Source organism: Hyphomicrobium sp., from assembly GCF_019753045.1.
GTDB lineage: Bacteria > Pseudomonadota > Alphaproteobacteria > Rhizobiales > Hyphomicrobiaceae > Hyphomicrobium_B.
Window position 1 is genome coordinate 1 of the sequence record NZ_JAIELN010000015.1, and the last position, 26,952, is coordinate 26,952.

The 26,952-nt window shown below is 59.2% G+C and carries 30 protein-coding genes; 15 read left to right on the forward strand and 15 right to left on the reverse strand.

Annotation, left to right across the window (positions count from 1 at the left end):
- Positions 1-978: COX15/CtaA family protein (locus tag K2Q04_RS17130; protein ID WP_291165918.1), on the forward strand; the 978-nt coding region annotated here is incomplete at its 5' end.
- Between the two features lie 77 nt (positions 979-1,055).
- Here the strand turns inward: K2Q04_RS17130 and argC are convergent.
- From argC to K2Q04_RS17155, 5 genes are all read right to left on the reverse strand, one after another.
- Positions 1,056-2,006, reverse strand: a complete 951-nt coding sequence (argC, locus tag K2Q04_RS17135; RefSeq protein ID WP_291165919.1) for an N-acetyl-gamma-glutamyl-phosphate reductase — start codon at positions 2,004-2,006, stop codon at positions 1,056-1,058.
- Between the two features lies 1 nt (position 2,007).
- Positions 2,008-2,769, reverse strand: coding sequence for a TerC family protein (locus tag K2Q04_RS17140; RefSeq protein ID WP_291165920.1), 762 nt, complete (start codon positions 2,767-2,769; stop codon positions 2,008-2,010).
- Between the two features lie 155 nt (positions 2,770-2,924).
- Complete coding sequence (gene rpsI / locus K2Q04_RS17145; protein ID WP_092866943.1) at positions 2,925-3,404, reverse strand: 30S ribosomal protein S9; 480 nt, start codon at positions 3,402-3,404, stop codon at positions 2,925-2,927.
- Positions 3,405-3,409: 5 nt separating this feature from the next.
- A complete protein-coding gene (rplM, locus tag K2Q04_RS17150; RefSeq protein WP_092866941.1) occupies positions 3,410-3,871 on the reverse strand; it encodes a 50S ribosomal protein L13 in 462 nt (153 codons plus the stop codon).
- A 259-nt stretch (positions 3,872-4,130) separates the two neighbouring features.
- Positions 4,131-4,310, reverse strand: a complete 180-nt coding sequence (locus K2Q04_RS17155; RefSeq protein WP_291165921.1) for a hypothetical protein — start codon at positions 4,308-4,310, stop codon at positions 4,131-4,133.
- Positions 4,311-4,353: 43 nt separating this feature from the next.
- Here K2Q04_RS17155 and K2Q04_RS17160 point away from each other — a divergent pair, with 43 nt between their 5' ends.
- Positions 4,354-5,532: a hypothetical protein gene (locus K2Q04_RS17160; protein ID WP_291165922.1), complete on the forward strand. Its 1,179-nt coding sequence runs from the start codon at positions 4,354-4,356 to the stop codon at positions 5,530-5,532.
- A gap of 9 nt (positions 5,533-5,541) precedes the next feature.
- Here K2Q04_RS17160 and K2Q04_RS17165 read toward each other — a convergent pair whose 3' ends face one another.
- Entirely contained in the window at positions 5,542-6,498 is a 957-nt protein-coding gene (locus tag K2Q04_RS17165; protein WP_291165923.1) for an IS1595 family transposase, read from the reverse strand.
- 180 nt (positions 6,499-6,678) lie between these two features.
- Here K2Q04_RS17165 and K2Q04_RS17170 point away from each other — a divergent pair, with 180 nt between their 5' ends.
- Positions 6,679-7,509, forward strand: a complete 831-nt coding sequence (locus K2Q04_RS17170) for a hypothetical protein (RefSeq protein ID WP_291165924.1) — start codon at positions 6,679-6,681, stop codon at positions 7,507-7,509.
- Between the two features lie 2 nt (positions 7,510-7,511).
- Here the strand turns inward: K2Q04_RS17170 and K2Q04_RS17175 are convergent, their stop codons facing one another.
- The 3 genes from K2Q04_RS17175 to K2Q04_RS17185 form a co-directional block, all read right to left on the reverse strand.
- Positions 7,512-7,673 (reverse strand): hypothetical protein, encoded by a 162-nt coding sequence (locus tag K2Q04_RS17175; RefSeq protein ID WP_291165925.1) that lies wholly within the window; start codon positions 7,671-7,673, stop codon positions 7,512-7,514.
- A gap of 3 nt (positions 7,674-7,676) precedes the next feature.
- Positions 7,677-8,552, reverse strand: coding sequence for a KilA-N domain-containing protein (locus K2Q04_RS17180; protein ID WP_291165926.1), 876 nt, complete (start codon positions 8,550-8,552; stop codon positions 7,677-7,679).
- 69 nt (positions 8,553-8,621) lie between these two features.
- Entirely contained in the window at positions 8,622-9,527 is a 906-nt protein-coding gene (locus K2Q04_RS17185) for an IS1595 family transposase (RefSeq protein ID WP_291165927.1), read from the reverse strand.
- 272 nt (positions 9,528-9,799) lie between these two features.
- Here K2Q04_RS17185 and K2Q04_RS17190 point away from each other — a divergent pair, with 272 nt between their 5' ends.
- From K2Q04_RS17190 to K2Q04_RS17210, 5 genes are all read left to right on the forward strand, one after another.
- Entirely contained in the window at positions 9,800-10,396 is a 597-nt protein-coding gene (locus tag K2Q04_RS17190) for a hypothetical protein (RefSeq protein ID WP_291165928.1), read from the forward strand.
- A gap of 83 nt (positions 10,397-10,479) precedes the next feature.
- Positions 10,480-11,295: an enoyl-CoA hydratase gene (locus K2Q04_RS17195; RefSeq protein ID WP_291165929.1), complete on the forward strand. Its 816-nt coding sequence runs from the start codon at positions 10,480-10,482 to the stop codon at positions 11,293-11,295.
- 1 nt (position 11,296) lies between these two features.
- The gene (locus K2Q04_RS17200; protein WP_291165930.1) at positions 11,297-11,728 is read left to right on the forward strand and encodes a VOC family protein; all 432 of its coding nucleotides are present in this window, start codon (positions 11,297-11,299) and stop codon (positions 11,726-11,728) included.
- Positions 11,728-12,168, forward strand: coding sequence for a CoA-binding protein (locus K2Q04_RS17205; protein WP_291165951.1), 441 nt, complete (start codon positions 11,728-11,730; stop codon positions 12,166-12,168). The genes K2Q04_RS17200 and K2Q04_RS17205 overlap by 1 nt, the downstream gene beginning before the upstream one ends.
- Positions 12,169-12,397: 229 nt before the next feature.
- Positions 12,398-13,039, forward strand: coding sequence for a GTP cyclohydrolase II (locus tag K2Q04_RS17210; RefSeq protein ID WP_291165931.1), 642 nt, complete (start codon positions 12,398-12,400; stop codon positions 13,037-13,039).
- A 10-nt stretch (positions 13,040-13,049) separates the two neighbouring features.
- On the opposite strand, the gene K2Q04_RS17215 is transcribed toward K2Q04_RS17210, so the two are convergent.
- A complete protein-coding gene (locus K2Q04_RS17215) occupies positions 13,050-14,825 on the reverse strand; it encodes a glucan ABC transporter ATP-binding protein/ permease (RefSeq protein ID WP_291165932.1) in 1,776 nt (591 codons plus the stop codon).
- A gap of 117 nt (positions 14,826-14,942) precedes the next feature.
- On the opposite strand from K2Q04_RS17215, the gene K2Q04_RS17220 reads away from it, so the two are divergent.
- Both K2Q04_RS17220 and K2Q04_RS17225 read left to right on the forward strand, forming a co-directional pair.
- Complete coding sequence (locus K2Q04_RS17220) at positions 14,943-15,698, forward strand: RibD family protein (protein ID WP_291165933.1); 756 nt, start codon at positions 14,943-14,945, stop codon at positions 15,696-15,698.
- A gap of 3 nt (positions 15,699-15,701) precedes the next feature.
- Positions 15,702-16,301 (forward strand): cytochrome b, encoded by a 600-nt coding sequence (locus tag K2Q04_RS17225; protein ID WP_291165934.1) that lies wholly within the window; start codon positions 15,702-15,704, stop codon positions 16,299-16,301.
- A gap of 15 nt (positions 16,302-16,316) precedes the next feature.
- On the opposite strand, the gene K2Q04_RS17230 is transcribed toward K2Q04_RS17225, so the two are convergent.
- From K2Q04_RS17230 to K2Q04_RS17245, 4 genes are read right to left on the reverse strand one after another with little or no spacing between them, the layout of a single operon-like run.
- The gene (locus tag K2Q04_RS17230) at positions 16,317-17,150 is read right to left on the reverse strand and encodes a class I SAM-dependent methyltransferase (RefSeq protein ID WP_291165935.1); all 834 of its coding nucleotides are present in this window, start codon (positions 17,148-17,150) and stop codon (positions 16,317-16,319) included.
- A complete protein-coding gene (locus K2Q04_RS17235) occupies positions 17,147-18,193 on the reverse strand; it encodes a glycosyltransferase family 4 protein (RefSeq protein ID WP_291165936.1) in 1,047 nt (348 codons plus the stop codon). The genes K2Q04_RS17230 and K2Q04_RS17235 overlap by 4 nt, the downstream gene beginning before the upstream one ends.
- Complete coding sequence (locus tag K2Q04_RS17240; protein ID WP_291165937.1) at positions 18,186-18,590, reverse strand: 6-carboxytetrahydropterin synthase; 405 nt, start codon at positions 18,588-18,590, stop codon at positions 18,186-18,188. Before K2Q04_RS17240 ends, K2Q04_RS17235 begins: the two co-directional genes overlap by 8 nt.
- A gap of 22 nt (positions 18,591-18,612) precedes the next feature.
- Positions 18,613-19,638, reverse strand: a complete 1,026-nt coding sequence (locus tag K2Q04_RS17245; RefSeq protein ID WP_291165938.1) for a zinc-binding alcohol dehydrogenase — start codon at positions 19,636-19,638, stop codon at positions 18,613-18,615.
- 19 nt (positions 19,639-19,657) lie between these two features.
- Between K2Q04_RS17245 and mdoH the strand changes: the two genes are divergently transcribed.
- The 3 genes from mdoH to K2Q04_RS17260 all read left to right on the forward strand — a co-directional run bounded on the left by mdoH (position 19,658) and on the right by K2Q04_RS17260 (position 23,291).
- Positions 19,658-21,454 (forward strand): glucans biosynthesis glucosyltransferase MdoH, encoded by a 1,797-nt coding sequence (gene mdoH, locus K2Q04_RS17250; protein WP_291165939.1) that lies wholly within the window; start codon positions 19,658-19,660, stop codon positions 21,452-21,454.
- Positions 21,455-21,458: 4 nt separating this feature from the next.
- The gene (locus K2Q04_RS17255; RefSeq protein WP_291165940.1) at positions 21,459-22,202 is read left to right on the forward strand and encodes an FkbM family methyltransferase; all 744 of its coding nucleotides are present in this window, start codon (positions 21,459-21,461) and stop codon (positions 22,200-22,202) included.
- A gap of 75 nt (positions 22,203-22,277) precedes the next feature.
- A complete protein-coding gene (locus K2Q04_RS17260; protein ID WP_291165941.1) occupies positions 22,278-23,291 on the forward strand; it encodes a hypothetical protein in 1,014 nt (337 codons plus the stop codon).
- Between the two features lie 9 nt (positions 23,292-23,300).
- Here K2Q04_RS17260 and K2Q04_RS17265 read toward each other — a convergent pair whose 3' ends face one another.
- A complete protein-coding gene (locus tag K2Q04_RS17265) occupies positions 23,301-24,194 on the reverse strand; it encodes a TIGR01459 family HAD-type hydrolase (protein ID WP_291165942.1) in 894 nt (297 codons plus the stop codon).
- Between the two features lie 511 nt (positions 24,195-24,705).
- On the opposite strand from K2Q04_RS17265, the gene K2Q04_RS17270 reads away from it, so the two are divergent.
- Positions 24,706-26,376 carry an EAL domain-containing protein gene (locus K2Q04_RS17270; RefSeq protein ID WP_291165943.1) on the forward strand — a complete coding sequence of 557 codons (1,671 nt, stop codon included), beginning with the start codon at positions 24,706-24,708 and terminating at the stop codon, positions 26,374-26,376.
- A 119-nt stretch (positions 26,377-26,495) separates the two neighbouring features.
- Positions 26,496-26,879: a YbjQ family protein gene (locus K2Q04_RS17275; protein WP_291165944.1), complete on the forward strand. Its 384-nt coding sequence runs from the start codon at positions 26,496-26,498 to the stop codon at positions 26,877-26,879.
- Positions 26,880-26,952 lie beyond the last annotated feature (73 nt).

Consider the following 26,952-nt stretch of genomic DNA (forward strand, 5'->3'; position numbering starts at 1 on the left):
CTGACGGAAAGCGGATTATCGATCACGGAGTGGCAGCCGCTTCTCGGCGCATTCCCGCCGCTCACCGAAGCCGATTGGATGACGGCCTTCGAGAAATACAAGCTGATCCCTCAGTACACGGCGTTGAACCACGGCATGTCGCTCGAGGAGTTCAAATTCATTTATTGGTGGGAGTGGAGCCACAGGCTTCTTGGACGCCTCATCGGCGTCGTTTTCGCTTTGCCGCTCGTATTCTTCTGGTGGACCGGCCGGCTCGATCGCGGGACGGGAATGAAGTTCCTTGGCATCCTCGCTCTCGGCGCGCTTCAAGGTGCCATCGGCTGGTACATGGTGAAGTCGGGTTTGAGCGACCGCATCGAAGTCAGCCAGTATCGTCTCGCCTTGCATCTCACGACGGCCTTCATGATCCTGGGCCTGCTTGTCTGGCTCGCGCTCGATGAGTGGCCGGCCGAGCCGTACGTCACAGGCGAAATTGCAACGCCGCTCATAAAGCGGATGGCTTCGATCATCGTCGCCGCTGTTCTCGTGCAAGTGGTTCTCGGAGCGTTCGTCGCGGGCCTCAGAGCCGGGCTCATTTACAATACGTGGCCGACGATGGACGGGCAGTGGTTCCCGAGCGACTATTGGATCAACCCCGCATACCTAAGCTTTTTTGAAGGCCATGCCGCCGCTCAGTTCAACCACCGCTTGGTGGCCTACCTCGTCACCGCACTCGTGCTGGTGCAAGTCTGGTTGACCTATCGGACGCCCGTCGACGACCGCATTCGCCTCAGTGCGCTTTGGCTCGGCGGCGCGGTCATTCTCCAGGCCGTGCTTGGCATCGCGACGCTTCTCGCGCACGTGCCGCTTCATCTCGGTCTATTGCATCAGGCTGGCGGAGCGGTCGTACTCACGGCGGCAGTTGTGCACCTTTATGCGACGCGGCGAGCGGGAATAGTGCCGCGAGATTTCTCTAGTCGAGGCCGAGCATCGGCTTAGCCGGCAATCATCCGCGCGGAGAGGGAAGAGCTTGAATTCCCCTCCCCTTGGCGGGGAGGGGTCAGCGGTCGGGTGCTCTAATTTAGGCCGAGCATCAGCTTGATGTTCTGAACTGCTGCCCCCGCGGCGCCCTTGCCGAGATTGTCCAGCCGCCCGACGAGCACGGCCTGATTGAGTTCGGGCTTTCCGAAGACGAAAATTTCGAGCCGGTCGGTGCCGTTCAAGGCTTCCGCTTCAAGCCGACCGGCCTTTGCGGCAGGGCCTGTAACGACGCTCACGAGTTCCGCCGATTTATAGTAATCCGCGAGCACGGCTTCGATATCGGCGAGGCTCGGGCGGCCGCTCAGCGTATCGAGGTGCAGCGGCACGGATACGAGCATGCCCTGACGGAAGTTGCCGACGCTCGGCACGAAGATCGGCCGGCGCGTCAGGCCCGAATACTTCTGCAGCTCCGGAACGTGCTTGTGCTCGAGACCGAGGCCATAAAGCTCGAACCGCGGCGCCGTTCCAGCCTCGTAGGCTTCGATCATGGTCCGGCCGCCGCCCGAATATCCCGACACCGCGTTGACGGTGATGGGGTAATCCGGCTCGATGATACCCGCCTCGACGAGAGGCCGAATGAGCGCGATCCCGCCCGTCGGATAACAACCGGGGTTGGCGACGCGAGCCGCAGTTCTAATGGCGTCGGCCTGCCCGGGCGCCATCTCGGCGAAGCCGTAAACCCAGCCGTCGGCAACGCGATGGGCGGTCGAGGCGTCGACGATCTTCGGAGCATTCGGGCCAAGCTCGTTGGCAAGCGCCACGGTTTCCCGAGCCGCGTCGTCTGGCAGACAAAGCACGACGAGATCGACATTGCTCAGCATTTCGGCGCGTGCGGCGCGGTCCTTCCGCTTCGCCGGGTCGATGCTCTTGACGTCGATAGCCGTAACGCCTGCGAGCCGCTCGCGGATTTCGAGACCCGTCGTGCCGGCCTCGCCGTCGATGAAGACGCTCGCAAGTTTGGTTTTCGTTGCTGCCATTGCCGTCATATTAACCGCCAAACAAGAGGCCAAGCCGATGCTTGATGCCCTGGATGATCGTTTCCGAACAACCGATGCCGTAGGTCTCGCAGAAGATGCGATGGCTGTCGCGATAGATCATATCGGCTGCCACGTAGAGAATGATAACGAGGCCAATCCAGGCAATCCAAGGATACTTCGCGAGAAGCTTGGCGATAAACGTCGAGGCGACGGCCATCAGGATGATGGCGAAACCGAGCCCGATGACCAGGACCAGCGTGGATTCGCCCGCCGCACCCGCAACCGCCAGCACGTTGTCGAGCGACATCGAGAGGTCGGCCAGGATGATCGTCCAAAGCGCACTCCAGAAGCTCGTCTCGTTGGGATGAGGGACATTGGAGGCGAGGTTCTTTTCCACCTCATGGATCGAGTGCGTGTCCGCCTCGACGATCTGCTTGTACATCTTCCAGCAGACGAACAGCAGAAGAATGCCGCCGGCCAGCGTCAGGCCGATCACCTGCAGCATCTGTTGTGCGATGCTCGAGAAGATGATCCTGAGGAGAACCGCCCCGAGGATGCCCCAGAAGATCACCTTGGCCCGCATGGATTTTTCAACCCGCGAAGCCGCCATGCCGACGACGATCGCGTTGTCGCCCGCGAGCGTCAGGTCGATCATCAGGATGTTGAAGAGTGCGACGGCATGCGTGCGCCACCAATGGGGCGATACGAGATAGCCGATGTCCGTAACGAGTGTCGAATACAGCTCATGCAAGCCGTTCAGAAGCCAATCCATCGTATCCCGAATCCCTCATAGCGACGGCCTAGCCGCGCTGGCACATGGAGCCGTATGTGGCACTGGGGCGGCAGGTCCGCAACCCGTCTGCAACACGAAATGAAACAGCCCGCCGGTTGGGCGGGCTGTTTTTTGTCTCAGTGTATCCGAAGCGGTTAGCGCTTCGAGAACTGGAAGGACTTGCGCGCCTTGACCTTGCCGTACTTCTTACGTTCAACGACGCGGCTGTCGCGGGTCAGGAAGCCCTGCTTCTTCAGGACACCACGAAGGTCCGGCTCATAATAGGTGAGCGCCTTCGAGATGCCGTGACGAACCGCACCGGCCTGACCCGAAAGTCCGCCGCCTGCGACCGAAATACGAATGTCGTATTGCGTCGAGCGGTTGGCGAGGTTGAGCGGCTGCTGCAAAAGCATCTGCAGCACGGGACGGGCGAAATAAGCCTTGAAGTCCTTGTTGTTGACCGTGATGAGGCCCTTGCCGGGCTTCAGCCAGACGCGGGCAACGGCGTTCTTCCGCTTGCCGGTTGCGTAAGCGCGGCCAAGCTTGTCGAGCTTCTGCGTCCGGACAGGCGCTGCCTGCGGCTCGGCGCCCTTGACGGTGGCAAGATCGGCCAGGGTCTTTGTTTCAGTAGCCATGGATCTCAGACCCTCACATTCTTACGGTTGAGCTTCGCGACATCGAGCTTTTCCGGGTTCTGCGCCTCATGGGGATGCGCGCCGCCCTTATAAACTCGGAGGTTGCGCATGATCTCACGATGCAGAGGACCGCGTGCGAGCATGCGCTCGACGGCCTTCTCGATGATCCGCTCGGGATGCTTGCTGTCGAGGATCTGGCGCGGCGTGCGCTCTTTGATGCCGCCCGGATAGCCGGTGTGCCGGTAATAGACTTTGTCTTCACGCTTGGCGCCGGTGAAGACGACCTTCTCGGCGTTGATGACGACGATGTTGTCGCCGCAATCGACGTGAGGCGTGTAAATCGGTTTGTGTTTGCCCTTGAGGCGCGTCGCGATGAGAGCAGCAAGTCGGCCGACAACGAGCCCTTCGGCGTCGATGAGAACCCACTTCTTCTCCACCGTGGCCGGCTTGGCGACATAGGTAGACATTATTGAAGCTCCTTGGCGGATGGCTGCGCACGCTTCAAACGTCTACTGCGCGCTGCATTCCGAGAAGCGGCGTGCATACGCGAAAACACGAGCGCGAAGCAAGAAGAATTTTCATTCGCCAGGAATATTGTTCAGAATCAATGAATTAGCTTGTGTGGTAATATTCTACCGCCAAGGGTCAGAGGATTGTCGGCTTTACAAACCCAAGCGGGTTTTCAACCTCCGAGCGCATGGAGGCCGCCCGATGACAGGCGCAGCCTTAGCGTTTGGAAGAGGGCTTCTTGGCTGGTGTCGGCTTTGCTGGCGCAGCCTTGGCTATCGCACCCAGGGCGCGGTCAAAAGCTTCTGGCCGGTCGTCAGTTTCAAGTTCACGCGCTTTGTCGATGAACTTCTGGCGTTGGGTGCGTGTGTCGGGCTCTGCGGCTTTGGGTTTGCTCATGGCTTAAGTCTACACTGGTTCGTGGCGTGCCGGGAGGTGTGCCATGAATGAACCTGGGTATGCGCCCCTTATTCCAAGCCTTCCTGAGGGAGTGGCGATCCTCCGATGGCTTGCGCTCGGTGCTGAACTGCGCCTTAGCGATAAAGGCTGGTACTTCTCAGATACAAAACCTGCGCATTGGAAATCGATCACGTTTGCAAAATCTTCGCTACAATCCTTGCAAGAAGACCATCTAATTGAATGGCTGCTAGAGGACGGATTCGCCTCTCAGGAAGAAGCGGGCACGAAAATTGGCATCGTCGAGCGCGGCAAGCGCTTCCTATCGAAGATCGATTTTTCAAGACGGCACTTTGGAGGCTCGATGTTAAGCCCCCAAAAGAGAACAGTCTTGGCCGAATTAATAGCAGACACAAAGCAGGAAAATCCGAGCGATGACTACTTCACTGTTGCTCAGATCGTCGCCCAAAAACTCTTGATCGTCATCTTCGGCCACGACTGGCACCAGCGACACATAGTTGCCGACCGTGCCCCAACCAACTTTTTCAGGAATGCCGGGACCAGCGACCGAGATAATACGACTGGCGGAATGAGAGTTATCCAACTCGCCGAGATGATCATGAATCTTCAAGATGTTCCTGGTCTCGAGAAGAGCGTTGAGATGATAAGGGACGGCGACATCGAAAGCGGCTTTGCAGAGATTGAGGTCGGTCGGCTTTTGCATGTGAACGATTGTGATTTTCGCTTCGTTGTTCCGAGGGGAACGAAGGGCGACGACTATGATCTTGAGATCATGTTCCAAGAATCGACTGTCTGCGGCGAAACAAAATGCAAAATCGAAAGCTCGCAGATGTCCGAGAAGGGACTGATGAACGCTTTGAGGGCTGCGCGAGGACAACTTCCGGCAGACAAACCTGGAATTATTTTTGCCGCTATTCCTCAGACGTGGAACGAGCCGGTTGCCGAGCTAGGTCCCTTCCTGAAGACGGTAGCAGAGAAGTTTCTTCAGGGTACGCAGCGCGTCGTTGCAATCAAGTTTTATACGAGCGCATTGCTTGCTACGGAGACAACGTGGGCGCCCAGAGTGTTTCTGTTAGAAGTGAATAATCCAAAGCACCGCTTCGATACAAATGCGAATTATGACATCTTTGCCGAGATGGATAAGATGCCGGATCACTGGGTCAGCCTACTCGACGAATGCTCCAAAACAGAAGAGGAAGTCTAACGCTTCCCCTTATGTTTTGGCGGTCGACTCTCTGTCAGGCTGTCGATACGTCAACCGCTTGCCCTTGATACCCAGGAGCGCTTTCACGGTCCGCTCGGCATCGTCAACGCCAAGCTTCACGCGATTGCTATAGCGGAAATCGAATTCCGCCAAATACCGGTGCAAGTGCTTTTCTGAACAGTGCTGATAAACGCCCTTCATTCCCCGCTTGAAGATCGAGAAGTAGCCTTCAATCGTGTTCGTGTGGATCTCGCCACGGCCGTACTGACCAGCCGAGTGATTGACGAACGCGTGTAGGAATTCCTTGTCCAGGTTGCGGTAAACGCCGGCATCGTCCGTGATCACCTTCGCCTCTTGTGCAAGGTTCTCGCGAATGATCGGCAGAATGTTCTGCTGGTTCGCTTCGTCGATGTGGAAGCTGCGGGCTTCGCCGTCGCGGCTGACGAGCGTCAGGATGGCGCGCTTGTGCGCCGTACCAGCCTTGCGGACCTTGCCCTTGTTGCCGATGAACGTTTCATCGATCTCCACGATCGAGCCGCCGCCGCCCATCGGAGGCAGCAAGCCGCCAGAGCGCATCGCTTCGCGAATGCGGTGGCTCATGAACCAAGCGGCCTCGTAGTTGATCTCCAAGGTGCGGTGCAGCTGATGGCTCGAAATGCCCTTCTTGGACGAGCACATCAAATGCACGCCCTGGAACCACTTGTGCAGCGGGATGTGGCTGGACTCGAAAACCGTGCCGACCCGGACCGTGAACTGCTTCCGGCAATGGCCGCACTTCTTGAGACCCGGACGCTCGACGCCTTCCGGGTTTTTCTTGCTCGGCTTCGTACGGACGCCGCTCAACTTATAGATGCGCTCGTTGCCGCCGCAGTGGGGGCAAACCGGGCCGTTCGGCCAGATTAGGCTCTCCAGCTTTTCGAAAGCCGCAGTTTCGTCGTGGAAATGAGCCTGATTGAGCACCGACATGACAAAATCCCTTCGATTCTACGAAGGGCTATAGGGCCTTAGGGACGGGTTTGTCAAGCCGATAATCGTCAAAGGTCAGGCGATATTATATTTCCCGTACCCAACACAAACGCATGGTGTTAACCTATGAAGACAGGGACACCAAAGCTGCCTAGGTGGCTTGCGAAACGGGGTACAGACATGACGGTTTGCATTGCTTTAGTCGCAGGTGGCGGTCGCCACGGCAAGATCGTCACCTGCTACGACACACTGGCGAGTTCCTCCCTCGGAACGAAGTCAATAATGTTGAAGGATAGGGCAGTTGGATTTGATTGGAGATGTCTAACGGCGGGGAATGAGGAAGAGATCAACGCTTTTGTTCCTCTTCTGTCGGCTTCCATGATGCAAGCAAAAGAGCTTGATGAAGTGACTGCGGTCCCTCTCATTCAAGATGTTTTAAAAAAGCGAAAAACGCAGTTGGCCGACGAACTGACGCTATCAAAATGGGGGCTGTCGTTTCAGGAATTCCGACAATCTCGCGCGCAATTCCCCGACCAGATTTATCAGCAGCATTTTGACGAGGTGCAGCGGCTCCCCTTGCGCGCTGAATTTATCGTCACTGGATTTCAAAAAACCAAGGGCGTCAGTTACGGGCCGATGATGATCGTGGTCCGCTCAGACTGGTCCGTAAGCATACAAGAAGATTTCTGCGCGATAGGGGAGGGGTCGTATCTTGCCACGGCATCTCTCATGAGACGCCATTACAGCGATGTGAAAGCGATAAATTTCGGAATTTATTGCGCTTACGAAGCAAAAAAATATGCGGAGAGCGTCCCTAGCGTTGGGACCACGACGGGATTGGCTATCTACTCTTCGGACGGTCCGGATAAGACGATAAATTCTGGCGGATTTGCGGAACTCGATAAATTGTTCTCTGCGTATGGCCCTCGGGACGTCGAAGCGGATCTGAACTTGAAAGCTAAAATGAATGTATGGTCAGGAGACAAGTTTAAGATCGAAGGAGAAAACTGAGCCTATTTAGGTTTCTTATGATCCCTCGATGTCGCGGCGGCGATCTTTTTCATTGCGCTGGCAAATGACTTTCCGCTCACATCAGCACCGCTTTTCTTCGCGGCCTCTTTGAAAATCCGCTCTTGCTCTTCTCTGCTTCGCTCTGGCTCTTTGCGTTTGGGCATCTGCTATGCTTCCGGTTTCTTACGAGCGGGACGCTTGGTGGGTTTTGGTGCGGGTTCCTCTGGGGGTGCCAGCCGCGCGGCCCTTTGATCGTCAATCAGTTTGCGTACCGCCGTGCCGCTACGTTTTGACGACTGGTAGCACTCTGAGTGGCCCTGCCGATTAGCGTCCCGTATGTCTTCTGTGGCTAACGCCTCACTCAACATGACGCCTGTGAGGTCGACAAAATTCATCTCATCGCGAAGGTTTGCGCTCGCAGGTAGATTACGATTTTTTAGTTCCTCCTTGGTCGTTCGACCTAAGAAGCCTCGGTAGATGCCGTCTGTGCATTGTCCCATCGCCCGGCTGGACGAAACGCCATGATCTTGAAGCGTTGCTGTAAATTCCTTTCTGAGAACGCGCGACATGGCGCGCTGTGCGGCCCATCTGTTTGCATCGCCGCCAGCTTTTTGAAGTGTTTCGTCAGCTAAGAGTGGGTCTCCGCCACGAAACCTGAGATACACTTCGCGGACTTCAACGCCGAGAGATGGTTCCAAATACTCGGCGTACGAAAGCGCGATAACGGGATGGGCGTACGTGCCGCCACCCTTTCCACTCTTGGAGTAAACTACTGACCCGTCTTCGCTTTTCGCTTTAACATGGGATTTTCCCATGTTTTGGAGGGCCGCCGCGATGAGTTCAAGCGTGGTTGGTAGGCGCCGCCATTGAGGAGGAGCCTTGGACGCGGGTTCGCCGACCAAGCGCCACATGTCATTCAGGCTTAAGAAGCCGTTGCCGTCGTCTGCAATCGTGTGGCCTCGAACCGTGAGGGCATCGCCTTTTGATGCTTCGTCCATAATGAAGCTCCGCGAATCAATATTCACCTGCACTTTATCATGCATCGCGCAAGCGTCCCGCAGTAGCTTTCTTGTCTCTTTTTGACTGACGTTCCAACTGTTGGGAGTCGGGAGCTATATCGCCTCCCGATATGTCAGCCGCTTGCCGGGGGCCCCCTTGATTGCCCGTGTCGCGCGCGCTTCGTCGTTCACACCCAGTTTGACCCGGTTTGAATACCGGAAATCGAACTCTGCCAGATAGCGATGCAGGTGCCTTTCCGAGCAATGCTGGTAGACGCCCTTCATGCCGCGCTTGAAGATCGAGTAGTAGCCTTCGATGGTGTTGGTGTGGATGATGCCACGACCATACTGACCCGCTGAATGGTTGACGAAGGCGTGCATATATTCCTTGTCGAGGTTCCGGTAGAAGCCCGCGTCATCCGTGACGACCTTGGCTTCGCTCGCAAGATTGCGCCGGATGATCGGCATGATGCTTTCTTGGTTGGCTTGGTCGATGTGGAAGCTTCGCGCTTCGCCGTCGCGGCTGACGAGCGTCAGTACGGCGTTCTTGTGTGCGTAGCCGCCGACGACCTTCGGTGCCTGCACCTTTTTGCCGATGAAGGTCTCGTCCACTTCGACGATGCCGCCCCCACCACCCATTGGTGCGAGCGAGCCTGATCGCATGGCTTCGCGGATACGATGCGACATGAACCAAGCGGATTTGAGCGTCACGCCCAAGGCCCGATGGAGCTGGTTTGAACTCATGCCCTTCTTGCTGGACGACAGCAGGAAGATCGCCTGGAGCCAGATCCGCATGGGGATGTGGCTCGCCTCAAAGATCGAGCCGATCTTGACGGTGAAGGGCTTGCGGCAGGCGTAGCACTTATAGGTGCCGATCCGGGTGGACTTGCCCTTCATCTTGGAGATGCGGGCCTTCTCCATGCAATGGGGGCATACCGGGCCCTCTGGCCAGATCAACGCTTCGACGAAATCGTATGCTTTGGCTTCGTCGTGGAAGTGCTCTGCGCTCAAAATGGACATGGCCCGTCTCCTATCTGTCTCGAATATATAGGAGAAAAGTTGGGTACGTCAAGTATAATATCGCCAAAGGTCACCTCTCGCGTAACGGTTCCAGCTTGTTCATTGGCGATAAATCCAGCATGCGATAGACCTCGGGACGAATTCGAGGCGACACCCTCCCGGAAATCGGAAAGACGAGGTGTGCAACGTTTCTTATTCTTGTCTTAGTCGGCGTATCAGGTTCGAACGGTAAATCTCGCTCGCGGGCTGCGAGCGCAATGTGGAGCAACACGATGGCGGTCTCTCTGACCCGTACGGCGGCTGGCGTTATCATCGGAGCATTTGGCCTATGCGCGGCGATCGCGATGGCATCGGCTCAGGACGCGGCCGCGCCGCAAGGCGCACCGGCCGAGCAGGGCGCGCCCGCTGCGGCCGGCGGCAATCCGCCCTCGCAGGATGACGTGAAGCAGATCAAGCTGACGGAGGAGCAGGTGACGCATTTCATCGCCGCTCAAAGCGATCTCGCATCCATCGCGTCGAAAATTCAGTCGGCTGGCGACAAGCCCGACCCCGCGCTGCAGGCTGAACTCGAAAGCATCGCGACGAAGCACGGCTTCGCCAACTTCGCCGAGCTCGACGACGTCGCGGCAAACATCTCGATCGTCATGGCAGGGCTCGACACCACGACCGGAAATTTCGTCGACCCCGTTGACGCGCTGAAGAAGGAGCGCGACGACGTTCAGAAAGACAAGAGCATTCCCGATGCCGACAAGAAGCAGCTCCTCGACGAGTTGAATGAAGCGATCAGCACGACGCCGAACCTCAAGTTCAAGGAGAACGTCGAGTTGGTGAAGGCACACCGCGCCGAAATCGAGAAGGCGTTGCAGTAGTTAAGACAAGCGCGCGCCTTGCGGCGGTGAGGTGGCCCCCAAAATTGGCCAGTATACTGGCCTGAGAAATTGTGAGTCCCCTCATGCAAGATCTTTCGCCAGCCGGCGCGCCATTGCTCCTGACCGACGTCGTCGAGCCGGGCATTGTCCGCCTGACATTGAACCGGCCCAAGGCGCGCAACGCTCTTTCGCGCGCTTTGCTTGATGAAGTGCGTGCGGCGATCGTTGAGCTGGGTCGGGACAAGACGGTCGCAGTCATCATCCTTGCCGCCGCGGGTAAGGTCTTTTCGTCCGGTCACGACCTGAAGGAAATGACAGCGCACCGCACGGACGCCGATGGCGGCGAAGCTTTCTTTCGCGATACGATGAACGCATGCTCGGCAATGATGCGCGCCATCGTCGCCTGCCCGAAGCCGGTCATCGCCGCCGTCGAGGGACGCGCGACCGCGGCGGGCTGCCAGCTCGTCGCCACCTGCGATCTGGCCGTTGCCGCCACGACTGCGGACTTCGCAACGCCTGGCGTCAACATCGGGCTGTTCTGCTCGACGCCCATGGTCGCGCTCTCCCGAAATGTTTCCCGGAAGCGCGCAATGGAAATGCTGCTCCTCGGCGAGGCGATCTCGGCGACCGACGCGGTGGCCTACGGTCTCGTCAACCGCGTCGTTCCGGATGCCGATGTGATGCAAGAAGCACTGAGTATGGCGCGCGCGATAGCATCGAAATCGAAAGCGACTGTCGCGATCGGCAAGGCCGCTTTCTATAGGCAAGCCGAGCTGCCGCTCGATGAAGCATACGCTTACGCCAGCGAGGTGATGGTCAAAAATATGATGGAAGCGGACGCGGGTGAGGGCATCTGTGCGTTCCTCGAAAAGCGCACGCCCGAATGGAAGGACCGTTGAATTGGAGCCGCGACTTTCGTTTGTCACGCTTGGTGTCGCCGACGTCGGAAAGGCTCGCGCGTTCTATGAAGCGCTGGGCTTTCGTGCGTCTGCCGCAAGCAAGGCTGAGGTCGCGTTCTTTGACCTTGGCGGAATAGTTCTTTCGCTGTTCGGCCGCGAAGCCTTGGCCGATGACGCACACGTCCCCGCCAGTAAGCCAGGATTTTCCGGGATCTCTCTCGCTCACAACGTCAACTCGGAAGCCGAGGTCGATCAGGTTCTGAACGAAGCTGTTTCCGCGGGGGCCAAACTGTTGAAGCCCGGCCAGAAGGTTTTCTGGGGCGGTTATTCCGGCTACTTCGCCGACCCGGACGGCCACCTTTGGGAGGTTGCCTACAACCCCTTCATGGCGCTCGATGCTGAGGGCCGGGTATCCATTCCGGCACCCGCATGATGACCATCGACGGATTGAGCGACGACGAAATCCGCGGCCTCCTGAAGCGCGTGAAAACATTCGCCGTCGTTGGTGCGTCGCAAAAGCCCGAGCGTCCGAGCAACGGCGTCATGCGCTTCCTCATCGGCGAAGGCTATGTCGTTAAGCCCGTCAATCCCGGCGTTGCAGGCAAAACCATACACGGCCAGACGGTTTACGCGAGGCTCGCCGACGTGCCTGCACCCATCGACGTCGTCGACGTCTTTCGGGCGTCGGAAGCAGTGACGGACGTCGTTCGCGACGCGATCGCGGTCAAGGCAAGCACGGGCGCAAGCGTGGTTTGGATGCAGCTCGGCGTGATTAACGAACAAGCTGCAGCGATGGCGCGTGCCGCCGGCTTCACCGTCGTGATGGACCGTTGCCCGAAAATAGAAATCGCCAGACTGATGCCGAGAGACTGATGCGAGGCCGGAAATTTATTAGGGAAGCCTCTTAGAAAGTGGACGGCGGCCGCGGCATCCTGACATTCTAAATCTTCGGGTGGAGCATGCCTAAGTAAACGCCTCGGCAGACACAATGCGGCTCGGCTGTTCCCTTAGGAACATCGCTGGGCCGAGCAGAGGTACGAGACTTTGCGTTCCCTCGACAAATGAGGCATATGCCTTTGAAGACCCCGGAGCCACGGTAACAATGAAGTCGGGTACCTTGACGTCTGTAAAACTGCCAGCGGATTGGTCGGTGGAAACCATTCTCCCGATCGAATTCCAGGGACAAGAGCTGATGCTCGAAGCCCATGCCTATCGCGGCGAGACCGATGAAGAGCAGATCTTGGCGCTCGTGCATCGCGATGCGGCCAAGTTCAATGGTTCTGCGCCGACCCCAGTCGTTCGCGTTCATTCCGGCTGCGTGACGGGCGACATCTTCCACTCATTGCGCTGCGACTGCTACCAGCAACTCCAGGCCGCTTTGAAGATCATCAGCGACGTCCCCTATGGCGCAATCATTTACGTGCCCTACCACGAGGGGCGTGGCATCGGCCTGTTCAAGAAAATCCAGGCCTATGCGCTGCAGGACCAGGGGTTCGATACAGTCGAAGCCAACATCGAGGTTGGCGCACCGATCGATAGCCGCGATTATGGCCTGACCGCGCGCGTGCTGGCTGACCTCCAAATGCCGGAGATCAAACTCCTGTCGAACAACCCGGCAAAGGAGCAGGCGCTCAAATCGCACGGCATCCGCGTCGTCGAGCGGCTGCCCATCGTCGCCATGCCGAACAAGTTCAACGAGCGCTATCTCGCAACGAAGCGCGCCCGCATGGCCCACAAGCTCTAGGCAGCCGGCGCTAAACGACCGGCTCGCGTGGCTTCTCTGTTGTCTTCGGAACGGTGAACCCGCCCTCGGCGACGAGGCGCGAGAAGAGGCCGCCGCTTTCCGCAAGTTCGACGAATTGCCCGCGCTCCACGATTTTTCCCTGATCGAGCACCAGGATCTGATCGGCATCGGCGACGGTCGAGAGCCGATGCGCGATGACGAACGTCGTGCGGCCCTCGCGCAGCGTATCGAGTGCCCGCTTGATTTTCGCCTCAGTCTCTGAATCGAGCGCGCTCGTCGCCTCATCGAGAATGAGGATCGGCGCATCCTTCAGAATGGCGCGCGCAATTGCTATGCGCTGACGCTCGCCGCCCGATAGGGACAAGCCGCGTTCCCCTATTACGAAGTCATACCCACCGGGCTTCCGCATGATGAAGTCGTGCGCCTCGGCGAGACGGCTCGCGTGCTCGACCTCCGCATCCGTCGCACCGGGCCGGCCGATGCGAATGTTTTCGCCGATGGAGCGATTGAAGAGCCCGGCGTCCTGAAAGACGACGGCAATCGCGCCTCTCAGCGATTGCAGGGTAACCCCTGCGATATCCTGATTGTCGATCAGGATGTGCCCGGATTTTGGCTTCAGGAAACGTTGCAGCAAGCCGATTGTCGTCGACTTGCCCGAGCCCGTCGGGCCGACGAACGCAATCGTTTCTCCTGCCTTGACTGCGAACGAAAGATCGCTGATGCCCTGCGATGCGCCCTCGTAGCGAAAGGTCACATCATCGAATGTGACCGCGCCATCGACGGTACGAAGCGGCTTGGCGCTGGGCGCATCGACAGGCGCGCCCGCTTCATCGATGAGCCGGAACAACGCCGTGAGCGTCGGAGCCTGCTGGTCGATCCGCACCGCAAACCCCGATAGCGCATCGAGCTTCGATATCAAGAGCCCCGCGAAGGCGACGAAACTGACGATCTCGCCGACGGTGAGCTCGCCCCGCCCGGCGAGGACCGCGCCGGCTGAGAATATGATGACCATCGTCAAGGTCGCGGCCGAGCGCTGTAGGACGGTCAGCACGCCCCACCACGTCAGCACCGGATATTGAGCGGCAAGAAGATCCTTCGCCAATCCTCTGAGCGCATCGGCTTCGGCCTTGAGACGTCCATAACTCTGCACGACGGTCACGTTTCCGATGACGTCGACGACGCGGCTGGAAAGTGCGGTCTCGTGCTCCTCGACGGCCGCTTGGCCAACGGCCGTACGTTTGACCACGACCACGTGCATCAGCGTGTAAACGGCAGCAAGCGTGACCAGAATGACCGACATCCGGACGTCCATTGCGAACGCCGTCGGCACCAGCAGGATGATACCGAAAACGGTCGCGAGCTGCTCGCGCATGACGCCGAGCCAGAGCCAAAACAGCGCACTCATTCCGGACAGGATCGTCCGTATGGTCGCCCCCGACCCGCGTGTGGCGTGTGAACTTTGCGGCAAGGCAATTGTTTTTTCGAAAATGCTTGCGAGGTGAGCCAGCTTCTGGCGATGCGCGAGGCGATCCGCGTTTATCCCGACGATGACACCGGCGAAGATCCCGAAAAGACCGAGAAGCGCCCAAAGTCCGATGTAGAAAAATGCGCTTTGACCTTTGCTCAGGGCATCCACAACCCGTCCGAACAGGATGGGTTCGGCAAGTTGGGTAACAGCAATCACCACGCCTGCTGCTGCGAGCCCCATGGCGAGGTATTTTTCGGGAGCTAAAAGAGCGAGCGCACGCGTATAGATTGCAATAAGGCCAAGCGGCTTCGAATTCATGATGGGATGCTATGTAAGATGAGAGGAAACGAATGCCCTTAGCGAGGAGTGCGAAATCCCGATGGCGGCCCGAGGGCGTTACGATCATTCGACTGCGTTATATCACTCCGAGAACTCATGACATCCGGCAAAATTAGTAATGAAGCTTCTGCACCGGGCCGTGGCGGCAAACCCGCGCGGGCGGGCGGGTTGCCGCAGTCGATTTTCGATCCCATCGCCAACGCGCCGGGGGACCGGCCGTTCATCATCGCGCAGCTCGGCCAGTCCCTCGACGGACGAATTGCGACAGCGAGCGGCGACTCGCACGGGATTAACGGTGCCGCCGCCCTGGATCACCTGCATGGGCTGCGGTCCAAGGTCGACGCCGTCATCGTCGGGATCGGAACGATCATAGCAGACGATCCGCAGCTCACCGTCCGACGCGTCGACGGCCCGCAACCGGTCCGTGTCATCATCGATCCGAGAGGACGGCTTCAGCCATCCGCACGCTGCCTCGCGACGGGGGAAAGCGCCTGTCTCGTCGTGACGAGCAGCGAAGGGCTCGTGCCGAAAGGCGCCGAGGGACTCGTCATAAATGCCACCGCGCAGCGGATCGAGCCGGCCGACATCGTAGAAGAGCTTTTCAAGCGAGGGCTTAAGAAGATCCTGGTGGAGGGCGGGGGAACGACAATATCGCATTTCATCAATGACGGAATGGTGGACCGGATTCATATCCTCGCCGGTCCACTGATCCTGGGTTCCGGAATTCCCGGACTTTCACTAACGCCGATCGGCAGCGTCGACGAAGCGTTAAGGCCGGAAACGGCAGTGCACGTTCTTGACGGCGGCGATGTGCTGTTCGATTGTGATTTGAGGCATCAGCGGCGAGGCTAGAGCATGGCTCAAGATCCCAAGTACGATCTCCCGACGTACACGCCAACTGCCCGTGGCCTGCATTGGCTGATAGCCTTGCTCATTCTTATTCAGCTGCCGCTCGGCTTTTACATGACTTACCGGGGCAACGAGATGCCCGGCGTCAATGAAAAGGGCGAACCCGTCAAAGGCGTCTGGGATGCGCTGACAAACACTATGTACAGCTCGCATAAGGTCATTGGGCTGACGATACTGCTCTTCGTCGTCCTCCGGCTGCTCTATCGTTTGACCCGTGGAGCACCGCGCTCCGACCCGACCGTTCCGCCCGCACTGACGGGCGTCAGTCATCTCGTCCATTGGAGTTTATATGCGCTGCTGATCGCGGTTCCGGTCATCGGCTACACGGCGATTTCATACGGCAACTATCTGGACGTCTTCGGCGTCCACCTTCCGGCCATCACCCAAAAGAACGAAGACATGTCGAAGGAAGTCTTCGAGTGGCACGAGACCGGCGCAATCCTGATCATCGTATTCGCCACGATACATATTGCTGCCGCAGTCTATCATCGGTTCATTCGCAGGGACCGGGTCGTCGAGCGAATGATCCCGAAGCGGGCAGCCTGACCGCCAGCGCCGGTTTCAGGGTGGAGCAGCGAAGACGTCGGTGTGTCCGACAAACGCCGCGGTCCGCGTAACGTTCACCCAACCGACAACGGCCTTCGCATCGACGCCGCCGCTTTCAGTCACGGCGACCGCATGTCCGCGTATCAATTCGTCTATCAGCATCCGGTCGTTGCGCTCGAGCCGCCATGGGCTTTCGCCCTCGACGACCACGTGCCCGTTGATGCGGAATTGATCGACAAGGTGCGAAGCTGCGAGCGGTCCCGCAGCGGGACCAAAACCTTTGTCCTGCATCTGGTGACGTTGAAAGGCTGCCGTCATTTGATTGTCGGCGGGCCGGTGCGGCGTCCATTTTTGCAGGCCGTTGTAGGTCAGCGTCGCGTAGAACGCCGCGCCCGCAGCAGCAACGGCTTTCGCCAGCATCCGTATGTAGTCTTCCGACGTTAGATCGAAGAAGGCTGACGCCGTGACCAGATCAGGCTTCTCGTCGAGAAGCATTTGCGTGTCGCGGGCGAGATCGGCGGTCTTGAAAGCGACAGTGATCCTGAGACGGCCCTTTTCGAGCTGCAATGTCTCGCCGGTTTCCTCATGGCGGTCCGCCCATTGAATGAGCTTGGCCTTCGCCACGTCTAATAAGGCCGGGTCGTGGTCGACGAGCGTCCATGTCTGCCGCTCCGGCAGTAAAGCCGACGTCGCACGCAAATTGGCGCCGGTGCCGGCTCCCAAATCGAGAATGCGGAGATCGTTTCTGAGCGCAAAGCGTGCGGCCACCGCATTGGCAACGCTCGTGTTGCGCGCGCGCGCGTCGGCGGCTTCGCGCAGGTCAAGCCATTCGGGCGAGAAATCGCTCACGGGCGTAATCCAAGAATGACGGCTGCAATGCGCCGCGCCGTTTCGTGCCAGGTCGGCAAGGTGCGACCCGCTTCCCAGGCCGCATCGGCAAGCCGGTCGCGAAGCTTCTTATCGGTCAACGCGCGCTGCAGCGCCGACGTGAGCTGGCCGACATTTCCCGCCTCGACGTGAAGCGCCGCGGCTTCGCCAGCCGTATCGGCAGCAGCGCCCCCGGCAGCCAGCACGATCGGCAGACCGCGAGCCATCGCTTCGGCGAGGACCATGCCGTATCCTTCGAACAACGACGCCGAGACGAAGAGATCGGCACTATCGTAAAACCGCTCGAGCGTCGCCGGCACGACTTTGCCCGCGAGCGTGACCCGGTTTTCAAGGCCATGCTTGGCTATTGCGTTTTGCACGGCTTCGACCGCCTCCGGATGACGGTCGAGCGCGCCTGCGATCGTCAGTCGCCAATCGATTGTGTCGAGTGGTGCTAGAGCTTCGACGAGAACGTCATAACCTTTGCGCGGCATGACGGCGCCGACGGCCAGAATCTGCAACGGCGCTCCCGTGCCGGTCGCCCGCTGCGCCGGGTCCGTTCCAGGCTCCGCAATCGTGATCTTATCGGGCGAAATCGCCATGTGCTCGGTGAGGATGCGCTTCGTTGCGCGGCTCGTCACGATGATGTGGTTGGCGCGCTGAAGTGCTCGTTCTTCGTTGGCTTTCAGCTCGACCTTGCGCGAGTGCGGCAGCCCGGTTTCAAGAAACAGCGGATGATGGACGAGGCCGATGACGCGTCCCCGAATTCCGTCGAGGATCTTGTCGGGAAAAGCGCCGAAGGCGAGGCCGTCCACCAGAAGCACCGAGTCCGCATGCCGCGTCTCGAGAATGTGGCGCGTTTCGTCGAGATCGTTCGCATCCGGATTTGGAAAGGAGCCCGGCAGCGAGAGAACCGATACGGGAACGCCGAACGCAGGCAAAAGCTCGATCACGCGGCGATCGTAGGCATAGCCTCCGGTCGTCGCTTTCAGATCTCCCGGGATGGCGAAAACGGCTTCAGCCACCGATTGGTCCCTCGTAGCTGGCGCGCGCCAAATCGGTTTCCGACAGCGTCACGCGCATTCGTGAAAGCGTTTTTCCGTCTTCGCCAAGCGCACCGGAATTCGCGGCCTTGGCGATGCGGTCGAAAATATATTTGCATAGAAATTCGGTTGTGGTGAGCGCGCCCTTGAATTGCGGAAGCACGTCGAGGTTCTGATAGGCAAGCGGTTGCAGCGTCGAGCCGAGCACGCTCAAGGCCGCGCCGATATCGACGACGACGTTCTGCTCCGTCAGCTTTTCACGAAAGAACGCAACGTCGACGACGTAGGTCGCGCCGTGAAGGTTCTGCGCCGGTCCGAAAAAGGGATTGGGCAGCGAATGGGCGATCATGATGCGGTCGCGAACTTCGACGGAGTACATGGATGGCTTCAACCTGTGAGAATTAATAGCGGACGATGGGCGGAAGGTCGGATGATGACCAGATTCTCGGAAGCGCCGTGGGCAGATCCTCGAAATTGACGGCATCGGCAACGAGCGCATCTAGACGGTCGTCGTCGAGCATGGCAATCGCCCGTTCGAGGCGGTCTTTGTGTTTCAGTTGGCTGCGGTGGAGAGGTGCCACGTGCCCCACCTGCGATGAGATGATCTTGAGGCGGCGGCTGTGGAATGCGCCGCCGAGGTTCACGGTCACGGGGTTTGTCCCATACCAGCTCATCTCGATCACGCTGCCCTCGAACGCGCAAGCGTTGATAGCGGTCTCGAGACCACCTGATGTGGCGCTTGCGTGAAACACGATGCGGTTGCTGGCGGGGACGTCTGTGCCGGACACGAACTTGATCCCGAGCTTCTCGGCGTACTTCGCCCGCGCCGGATTGATGTCGGTAATCGCGACGTCCGTTCCCGCAATTCGTCTCGCGAGATACGCCGTCAGCAATCCGACGATGCCGGCGCCGACGACGAGAACACGGTCGCCGATCGTCGTACCCGCATCCCAATGGGCGTTGAGCGCCGTCTCCATATTGGCCGCGAGCACGGCGCGGCGCGATGGCACGTTGTCCGGAAGGATCGCGAGCAGCGCTTCCGGAGCATGAAAATGATCTTGGTGTGGGTGCAACACGAAGACGCGTTTGCCGAAAAATTTCTCGGAACCCGCCGTCACGACCCCTGTCGCGGAATAGCCGTATTTGACGGGAAAGGAGAAATCTCCGGCTTGCAACGGGGCACGCATTCGTGCCCATTCGCTTTGAGGGACTTCGCCAAGCGCGACCATGCGTTCGGTGCCGCGGCTGATTGCGGAATACTCCGTCGCGATGCGTGCTTCACCCGGTGAAGGCGGAGAGAGGCGTTCGGGTCGAACTTCCGCAATGCCGGGTTTGACGTACCAGAGGGCTCGGGCGACCACGATCTGGCCTTGGCTGCGCCTTAAGCGCTGGGCATTGGAGTCGAATCTGCTCTGCGGGTCACTCATTGCGAAGGATGGATCCGTAATGACGATCGGTGCCGAGCACGACGGGGTGTCGGACATTAACAGAACGATTGTCGTCGAGGCCCCAAGCCTTACGACTCCCGCAGGCCTGGACGCAATAGCCACGCTGAACAAGCGGCGGCGCGTCGTCCTTTTTCTCAATCTTGCGACGTGGCTTCTCATCGTGCTCGTCGCCGGCGCGATTTTCACGAGCGGCGGCTGGACTGTGGTCGGCCTCACGATGGTCATTTGCTTGGCACTCGGCGCTCCTTGGCCGGTTCTTGGTTTCTGGAATGCTGTCATCGGCCTGTGGCAGCTTCATGGGACGAAAAGAACGCACGCCGAGCCGTATTACGAAACGAAGGGCGATCAGTCGCCCCTTACGGTTAATACAGCAGTCTTGATGACGTTGCGTAACGAGGATCCGGCACGGGCGCTGCTGCGTCTGAAAACCGTGAAGGCAAGTCTGGACCGGATGGCGGAGGGAGGTCGCTTCTCCTATTTCGTGCTGAGCGACAGCGATCAGGGTGAGATCATCCAGCGCGAAGAAGCGGAAGTCGCTGCGTGGAAAGAAGCCGACCCGGATCCCGACCGCATCGTTTATCGTCGGCGAATTGGCAATGCGGGTTTCAAAGCCGGCAACGTCCGCGAGTTCGCCCTGCGCTGGGGTTCCGATCACGAGTTCATGCTGCCGCTGGATGCGGATAGTCTGATGACGGGCGAGGCCATCGTGACCCTCGTGCGCATCATGGAGAAGCATCCTCGCATAGGCATTCTGCAAAGCCTTGTCGTCGGCACGCCGTCCTCGTCGGCGTTCGCGCGCATTTTCCAGTTCGGCATGCGGCTCGGTATGCGGACCTACACGATGGGGCAGGCCCGGTGGGTGGGAGACTGCGGACCGTTCTGGGGTCACAACGCTCTCGTTCGCATCGCGCCCTACGTCGAGCATTGCGCAATGAAGGGTCTGTTGAAGAGCGAGACGATCTTATCGCACGATCAGGTCGAAGCCGTTCTCATGCGCAAGGCGGGCTACGAGGTGCGCGTGCTGCCGGTCGAAACGGGTTCCTACGAGGACAATCCGCCCGACGCGCTCGAATTCATGCGCCGTGACGCGCGCTGGTGTCAGGGCAACATGCAGTATCTGCGTCTGATCGGAATGCCCGGCATCGAGCCCGTGAGCCGCTTTCAACTTTTCTGGGCAGTCCTGATGTTTCTCGGTGTTCCAGCATGGACGCTGCTCGCCGCCATTCTGCCGCTCGCCATGCTGAGCGCGGAACACCAGAACGATTTCCCCTGGTTTGCCGTCGAGGCGATATACGGCATCCTTTTGTTGATGCATCTCGCGCCAAAGCTTGCGGGGATAGCGGACGCCATCCTGACGCCGGGCGAGATAAGCCGCTTCGGTGGCCGCGTGAGATTTGCATCGAGCGCGATCATCGAGATCTTGTTCTCGCTCATTCTCGGCGCGGTGACGACAATCCGAACATCGATTTTCATGGTCGGGCTATTGTTCGGCAGAACAATCGTCTGGAACGGCCAGCGCCGCGACGGTGCCGGCGTGGCATGGGGCGACGCCATAAGGTGGCTTTGGCCGCAACTTCTCTTCGGCATGCTGCTCTACGTTGCCGTCGCGCTGGTTTCCCCTGCTGCGCTCCTTTGGAGTTTGCCGCTGACGGCGGGTTATGGGCTTGCGATTCCCTTCGTCGTTTTCACCGCGAGCCCTGCCGTCGGCCGCTTTTTCCGCCGTCATGGCATAGCGGGAATCCCTGAGGACTTCGCGCCGCCCGCCGAAATCCGAGCCGTTCAGGCGGGGATCTGACCTCATGGCGTCACAGGCTCTCGAAGGCGTATTCCGATCGCTGCGGATCTATCTCGGACCCGAGGCTCCGCGCAGCGCCATGGACGCACTCTATCGCCGTTTCGTCGAACCGGGCGATCTCGTGTTTGATGTCGGCGCCCATGTCGGTGATCGCGTATCTTCATTTCGCCGGCTCGGCGCCCGCGTCATCGCGATCGAGCCGCAGCCGCTGCTCTTCTCCGCGCTTACCCACATCCACGGGCGAGACCCCTTGGTCGAGATCATCGACCGTGCAGTCGGCGCAGAAGCAGGCACCCGCGAGCTTTTCATCAACACGGCAAACCCGACCGTCTCCACGTTGTCCGCAGAGTTCGTTCACCAGGCGGAGGGCGCAAAGGGCTGGGAAGGCCAGATATGGGACGGTCAAATTCCGATCGAAGTCGTGACGCTCGACGGCCTCATCGCACGCTACGGAGCGCCGTCGTTCGTCAAGATCGACGTCGAAGGCTTCGAAGACGCGGTGCTGCGCGGCCTGTCGCGGCCAATAAAAGCTCTGTCCTTCGAATTCACGACGATTGCACGCGATGTCGCGATGGCCTGCTTCGACCGGATGTCTGCTCTCGGCGTCTATGGCTACAACGTCGCGCTGGGAGAAAATCAGACTTTGTCATTCGATCGCTGGCTTTCTGATGCAGAGATGGCCGGCTATCTCAGCAATCTGCCGCACGACGCGAACTCGGGCGACATCTATGCTGTGCTTCAGCCGTGATAGACTCGGCACGCACGAAGCGGGTCGCGCCAAACGCGTTTCACGAACACTGGATGAATTGAATTGGAGTGGGGAATGCCCTTGTACGTCCGTCTGATCGCCACCGCGCTGCTGCTCATGGCGGCGCCGCTAATGCCCGCGCGCGCCGCGTCGTTGGACGGTCTCGCCGTCGACGTCGTGAACGAAAGCGAGCCGGTGCTTTGTGCTGAGAAGGACAACGTCGCAGTCTCGTTTTCCAACAAGAACGTGCGAGCATTTCGCATCGAAGCGGCTCACCCGGTTTATCTGACCCCCGACATGCGCGCGAACGTCGAAGCCGACTGGACCGCGTGCGATATGGCGTCGGACCCGAGCTATGCGCCGCCGAACCCGCCCAAAATGGTGACGCTTTATGAGGACACCAAGCTTTGGGTCGTCGGTTTCACCTATCCCTCCTTCTGGCGGCCCGCAGTGACGACCGTGCGTATCGGTGATCATGTCGAAAGCGGCCTGCACCTGTTGCAGGTCTGGTTGAAGCGCGACGATGGCGCCGAAGAAGTGCTCGTTCTCTACCCTCAGGACGGCTACTGGCGCGCCCGCCCACTGACCCCTTCAAGCATGCGCAATACCGCCTATGGCTCGTCTTTTATCGTCGGCCCCATCGAGCACGACGGCCGGCCGCTGGTCAAAATAAAGGAAGTTACGTTCGATCCCGCGATGCGCGCATTCAATCTCGAATTCGAGAAAGGTGGCTCGGCATCCGTACGTATCGCCTCCATTGACGCCAACCGCCAGGCCATCGACGTCGTCTTTGATCACGGGATCAGCGGCGGCCCGTTCGCAATGTTGAGATCGATGTACATAACCGAATTCAACAACGATACGGCGCGCATCGCTGTCCGCGAGCAGGGAGCCAAGGGCTGGCGCGAGGACAACATCATGAAGTTCGATCACGCCCGCGCAACCGACATCTGGATCGGCCGGCTCGTGCCGTCCCAGCACAACACGACATCGCCCGATGTCGTGTTCAACAGCTTCTCGGATGGCCCGACGCCGAAGCGCCCGAAAAGCGAGCCGCCGCCGCCGCTCCCGGTAACGAAAGCCGAGTGAGCGGAACAGTTACCAGGCGAGTTCCAGCATGGCGCCGAGAGCTGGCGGCGCGCCTGGTCCGAACAAATCGCTAAGCTTCGTTGCCGAGAGATCGAGCCCATCCACGGTCTCATGGCGATGAATGCCGGAGGCAATGAAGAGCGCGTCGCAACCATAGTTCTGCGCGCCCTTCAGGTCCGTTCGTAGCGCGTCGCCGATGACCAGAATCTTGGACCGCTCGACGTTGGCGTTCCGATGCGCTTCCGCCTTTTGATGCGCCGTCTCGTACGTGTTGAGATAAGGCTTTCCGGCCCAGAAGACTTCGCCGCCCATGTGGACGTAAAGATCCGCGATGGCCCCCGCGCAATAGAGAAGAGTTCCGCCGACGTCGACGACGAGATCTGGATTTGCGCAAACGAACGGCAAGCGCTTCGTAAGCGCATCTTCGAGAAGCGGCCGGTAATCGTCGGGCGTCTCGTTCCGGTCGTCGTTGAGCCCAGTGCAGATGATCGCCTCCGCCTCCGCGAGCGGAACGGAGCGGGCGCGAAGCGCCGAGAACAGAGCTTGATCGCGATCCTGAGGGCCGATGCAGTGCAGAGCTTGAAACCCGCGCGCGGTCACATGGTCGAGTGCAAGATCGCCTGATGAAACAATATCGTCCCAAGCCTTCGCCGGAACTTTTCGCGCCGCGAGCATATCGGCAACGCGCTGCTTGGGAACCGGCGCATTCGTCACGAAGATAACCGTGCCGCCGCCGTCACGAAACTTCTCGAGCGCCCGGCAGGCCCCCTCGAATGCCGTATGGCCGTTATGGACGACCCCCCAGACATCGCAGAAAATCACGTCGTAACGCGTCAAAATCGGGCCGGCATGCGTCAAGATCGACGGAACGTTGGCCCCGAGGCGGGACGAAGATGCTGACAAGCTTTGTCTCATACATGTGCTGGCGTGAGGTGAACTAGACACGCGGTTTTGATTGGTTGGATTGGAGCAGAAGGGATAGCCGTGAGTTAAAGGCCATCGAGTTCGCAATCAAGTTCATTCAGATGAGCCGATCGAACCGGTTGCCCGGCAGCTCATCCCCAAGGCTCGAAAGCAGCCGCCTCGCGAAACGGGCAAACCCTGCGGCATCGAGCATAACCTTATGCCGCGATATGACTGGCTAAAGCGCCAGTAGCTGCATGACTCGCGTGCACACAACATATGCAAAATTATCGTTTCATTTGCATGCTGACGAATTCTCGAAGGCGCGATTTCTCGGATTAATTTGATGAAGCCCGGCGGCCGTCCGTCCTCTAAGCCTGTTACGCCACGCCACGCTAACATCCCTTCCCGTCCGAAAGCCTCCAAAGCTAGAGCGGCGCCTGGGTTCTCGAGGCCGGGGAAACAGCGAATCGAAAAACCGAGCGGGCTCTTCGTCCGCGCCATCAATACCATGGTCCGCGGGTTGTCGATGTTCGACAAGGATCAGCGGCTCGTTGTCTGCAACAACGTCTATCGTGAGCTTTACGATTTGCCGGATGCGGTGACGGAGCCGGGGACGGCATTTGCCGATATCGTCGCCTATGTCGTGTCGAATGAAACCGGTCATACCGCAAAGGAAGCTCGCGCAATCCGAGAGCAACGGATCAACGATCATCTGGCCGCTCTCGCAGAAGGCGAATCTTTTTCCGAGGTCAGACATCTGAAGAACGGCCGGATAGTCCTCGTCACAAGTCAGCCTTTGTTGGACGGAGGCTGGATCGGAATACACGAGGACATCACCGACGAGCGGCAAGCCGAAAAAAGGATCGAATGGCTTGCTTGCCACGACACGCTGACTGAACTCTACAATCGTGCTTACTTCCACCAACAGCTTCGGGGCGCTCTCTCAAGCCGCAGCGAAATTGCCGTTCTCTGGGTCGATCTCGACGGCTTCAACAGCGTCAATGACACGTTCGGTCAGCCGGTCGGCGATGCGTTGCTTAAGAGCGTCGCAAGGCGCTTGATCAGGGTCGTTCGCAAAGCCGATATTTTGGCACGGCTCGGCGGCGACGAGTTCGCGCTGATAAGGTTCGGCGCGGCGACGCACGAGCAATTGGAACGCTTGGCGCAGCGGCTGCTGGCGACGATCGGCACCGAGCACAGGCTTCTGGGCCGCAAGGTCCATATCACTGGATGCTTGAGCATCGCGCACGCCCCGGACCATGGCCGCACGCCCGATACCCTCATGAAACATGCGGATCTGGCACTCCATTATGCCAAGACATCGGGGCGCGGCAGCTACGCATTTTACGATCCGGAACGTGATTACGAGAGCGGCCGCGTGAAGCGGCTCGATGCCGATTTGAAGCTCGCATTGAAGAAGAAGCAATTCGAGCTTCATTACCAGCCGATCGTCGACTTCCATGCCCAACGCGTGAGCGGCTTCGAGGCGCTGATACGCTGGCGCCATCCCGAGCGCGGCATGATTTCGCCGGCTGATTTCATTCCATTCGCGGAGGCGAGCGGGTGGATCGTCGAGATCGGCAACTGGGCTCTGATGCGCGCGTGCAAAGATGCGGCGGCGTGGCCGGCCGACACAAAGGTCGCCGTCAATCTGTCTTCGGTTCAGTTCGAGAAGGGTGATCTCTACGGCGCTGTTGTCGGCGCACTTTCGGCATCCGGTCTCCCGGCGGAGCGGCTGGAGCTCGAGATAACGGAATCCGTCTTGCTGAGGGATCATCCGAAAACGCACGATCTCCTGCATCGGATTCGCGCACTCGGTATCAAAATCCTGCTTGATGATTTTGGAACCGCCTACGGCGCGCTCAGCTATCTGCGGAGCTTTCCGTTCGACAAGCTCAAGATCGACCGCTCCTTCGTACGGGATTTTGGAACGCCCAATGAGCGCGATTGCACAGCGATCGTCCAATCCATCGCCGAACTCGCCAAGCGCCTGCACATGACGACGATCGCAGAGGGCGTGGAGACGAGAGAGCAGCTCGCCATGGTCACGAACGCGGGTTGCGAAGAGGTCCAGGGGTTTTATTTCAGCAAGCCGGTCCGTGTCGGCGAAATAGCCGCGACGATCACCCGGGTTCGCCAAATTTTCTCCCGGGCGCTCGAAAAGAGCGCGTGGAGGTAGCTTGCCGGACGATTCGCCGAATTATCGCTTCGGCGGTCGTAAGGAAGCGGATCTCGCGTTAGCGTGCGATTCATCGGGGAGGTTCGGCGCCATGCCGGACTGGGATGAAAGGGAGCGCCATGCTGGTCGTGACAACGAATGACATTCCAGGTTACCGCATTGTCCGTCATTTGGGGCTTGTACGCGGGCTGACGGTCCGCTCGCGCAGCGTCGTCGGCAACATTGGCGCGGCGATCCAAATCTTCTTCGGCGGCAATATCTCGGTTTATACCCGGCTTGCCGAGCATACGCGCCAGGAGGCGTTCGACCTGCTCGTCGAGCACGCCCAAAGCATGGGCGCCAACGCGGTCATTGCGATGCGATATGACGCCAACGAGATTGCCGCGGCAGTGACGGAAGTTCTGGCTTATGGCTCGGCCGTCGTCATCGAGCCTATCGCCGGTTCGGGCGCGACTTCGAGCGATTCTGGAGGACCCTGGACAGCCCCGCGGACGGTTCGATAGAAAAAAGGCGTCGCCGGGGCTGACAAGGTCGAAAACATCAGTTAAGGGTGCACGCCCCGAAAGAGGCTGCTCG

Coding starts and splice junctions, on each gene's coding strand:
- argC (WP_291165919.1), bottom strand. CDS start 2,006: ATGACGGCAATGGCAGCAACGAAAACCAAACTTGCGAGCGTCTTCATC.
- K2Q04_RS17140 (WP_291165920.1), bottom strand. CDS start 2,769: ATGGATTGGCTTCTGAACGGCTTGCATGAGCTGTATTCGACACTCGTT.
- rpsI (WP_092866943.1), bottom strand. CDS start 3,404: ATGGCTACTGAAACAAAGACCCTGGCCGATCTTGCCACCGTCAAGGGC.
- rplM (WP_092866941.1), bottom strand. CDS start 3,871: ATGTCTACCTATGTCGCCAAGCCGGCCACGGTGGAGAAGAAGTGGGTT.
- K2Q04_RS17155 (WP_291165921.1), bottom strand. CDS start 4,310: ATGAGCAAACCCAAAGCCGCAGAGCCCGACACACGCACCCAACGCCAG.
- K2Q04_RS17160 (WP_291165922.1), top strand. CDS start 4,354: ATGAATGAACCTGGGTATGCGCCCCTTATTCCAAGCCTTCCTGAGGGA.
- K2Q04_RS17165 (WP_291165923.1), bottom strand. CDS start 6,498: ATGTCGGTGCTCAATCAGGCTCATTTCCACGACGAAACTGCGGCTTTC.
- K2Q04_RS17170 (WP_291165924.1), top strand. CDS start 6,679: ATGACGGTTTGCATTGCTTTAGTCGCAGGTGGCGGTCGCCACGGCAAG.
- K2Q04_RS17175 (WP_291165925.1), bottom strand. CDS start 7,673: ATGCCCAAACGCAAAGAGCCAGAGCGAAGCAGAGAAGAGCAAGAGCGG.
- K2Q04_RS17180 (WP_291165926.1), bottom strand. CDS start 8,552: ATGCATGATAAAGTGCAGGTGAATATTGATTCGCGGAGCTTCATTATG.
- K2Q04_RS17185 (WP_291165927.1), bottom strand. CDS start 9,527: ATGTCCATTTTGAGCGCAGAGCACTTCCACGACGAAGCCAAAGCATAC.
- K2Q04_RS17190 (WP_291165928.1), top strand. CDS start 9,800: ATGGCGGTCTCTCTGACCCGTACGGCGGCTGGCGTTATCATCGGAGCA.
- K2Q04_RS17195 (WP_291165929.1), top strand. CDS start 10,480: ATGCAAGATCTTTCGCCAGCCGGCGCGCCATTGCTCCTGACCGACGTC.
- K2Q04_RS17205 (WP_291165951.1), top strand. CDS start 11,728: ATGACCATCGACGGATTGAGCGACGACGAAATCCGCGGCCTCCTGAAG.
- K2Q04_RS17210 (WP_291165931.1), top strand. CDS start 12,398: ATGAAGTCGGGTACCTTGACGTCTGTAAAACTGCCAGCGGATTGGTCG.
- K2Q04_RS17215 (WP_291165932.1), bottom strand. CDS start 14,825: ATGAATTCGAAGCCGCTTGGCCTTATTGCAATCTATACGCGTGCGCTC.
- K2Q04_RS17220 (WP_291165933.1), top strand. CDS start 14,943: ATGACATCCGGCAAAATTAGTAATGAAGCTTCTGCACCGGGCCGTGGC.
- K2Q04_RS17225 (WP_291165934.1), top strand. CDS start 15,702: ATGGCTCAAGATCCCAAGTACGATCTCCCGACGTACACGCCAACTGCC.
- K2Q04_RS17240 (WP_291165937.1), bottom strand. CDS start 18,590: ATGTACTCCGTCGAAGTTCGCGACCGCATCATGATCGCCCATTCGCTG.
- K2Q04_RS17245 (WP_291165938.1), bottom strand. CDS start 19,638: ATGAGTGACCCGCAGAGCAGATTCGACTCCAATGCCCAGCGCTTAAGG.
- mdoH (WP_291165939.1), top strand. CDS start 19,658: ATGACGATCGGTGCCGAGCACGACGGGGTGTCGGACATTAACAGAACG.
- K2Q04_RS17255 (WP_291165940.1), top strand. CDS start 21,459: ATGGCGTCACAGGCTCTCGAAGGCGTATTCCGATCGCTGCGGATCTAT.
- K2Q04_RS17260 (WP_291165941.1), top strand. CDS start 22,278: ATGCCCTTGTACGTCCGTCTGATCGCCACCGCGCTGCTGCTCATGGCG.
- K2Q04_RS17270 (WP_291165943.1), top strand. CDS start 24,706: ATGGTCCGCGGGTTGTCGATGTTCGACAAGGATCAGCGGCTCGTTGTC.
- K2Q04_RS17275 (WP_291165944.1), top strand. CDS start 26,496: ATGCTGGTCGTGACAACGAATGACATTCCAGGTTACCGCATTGTCCGT.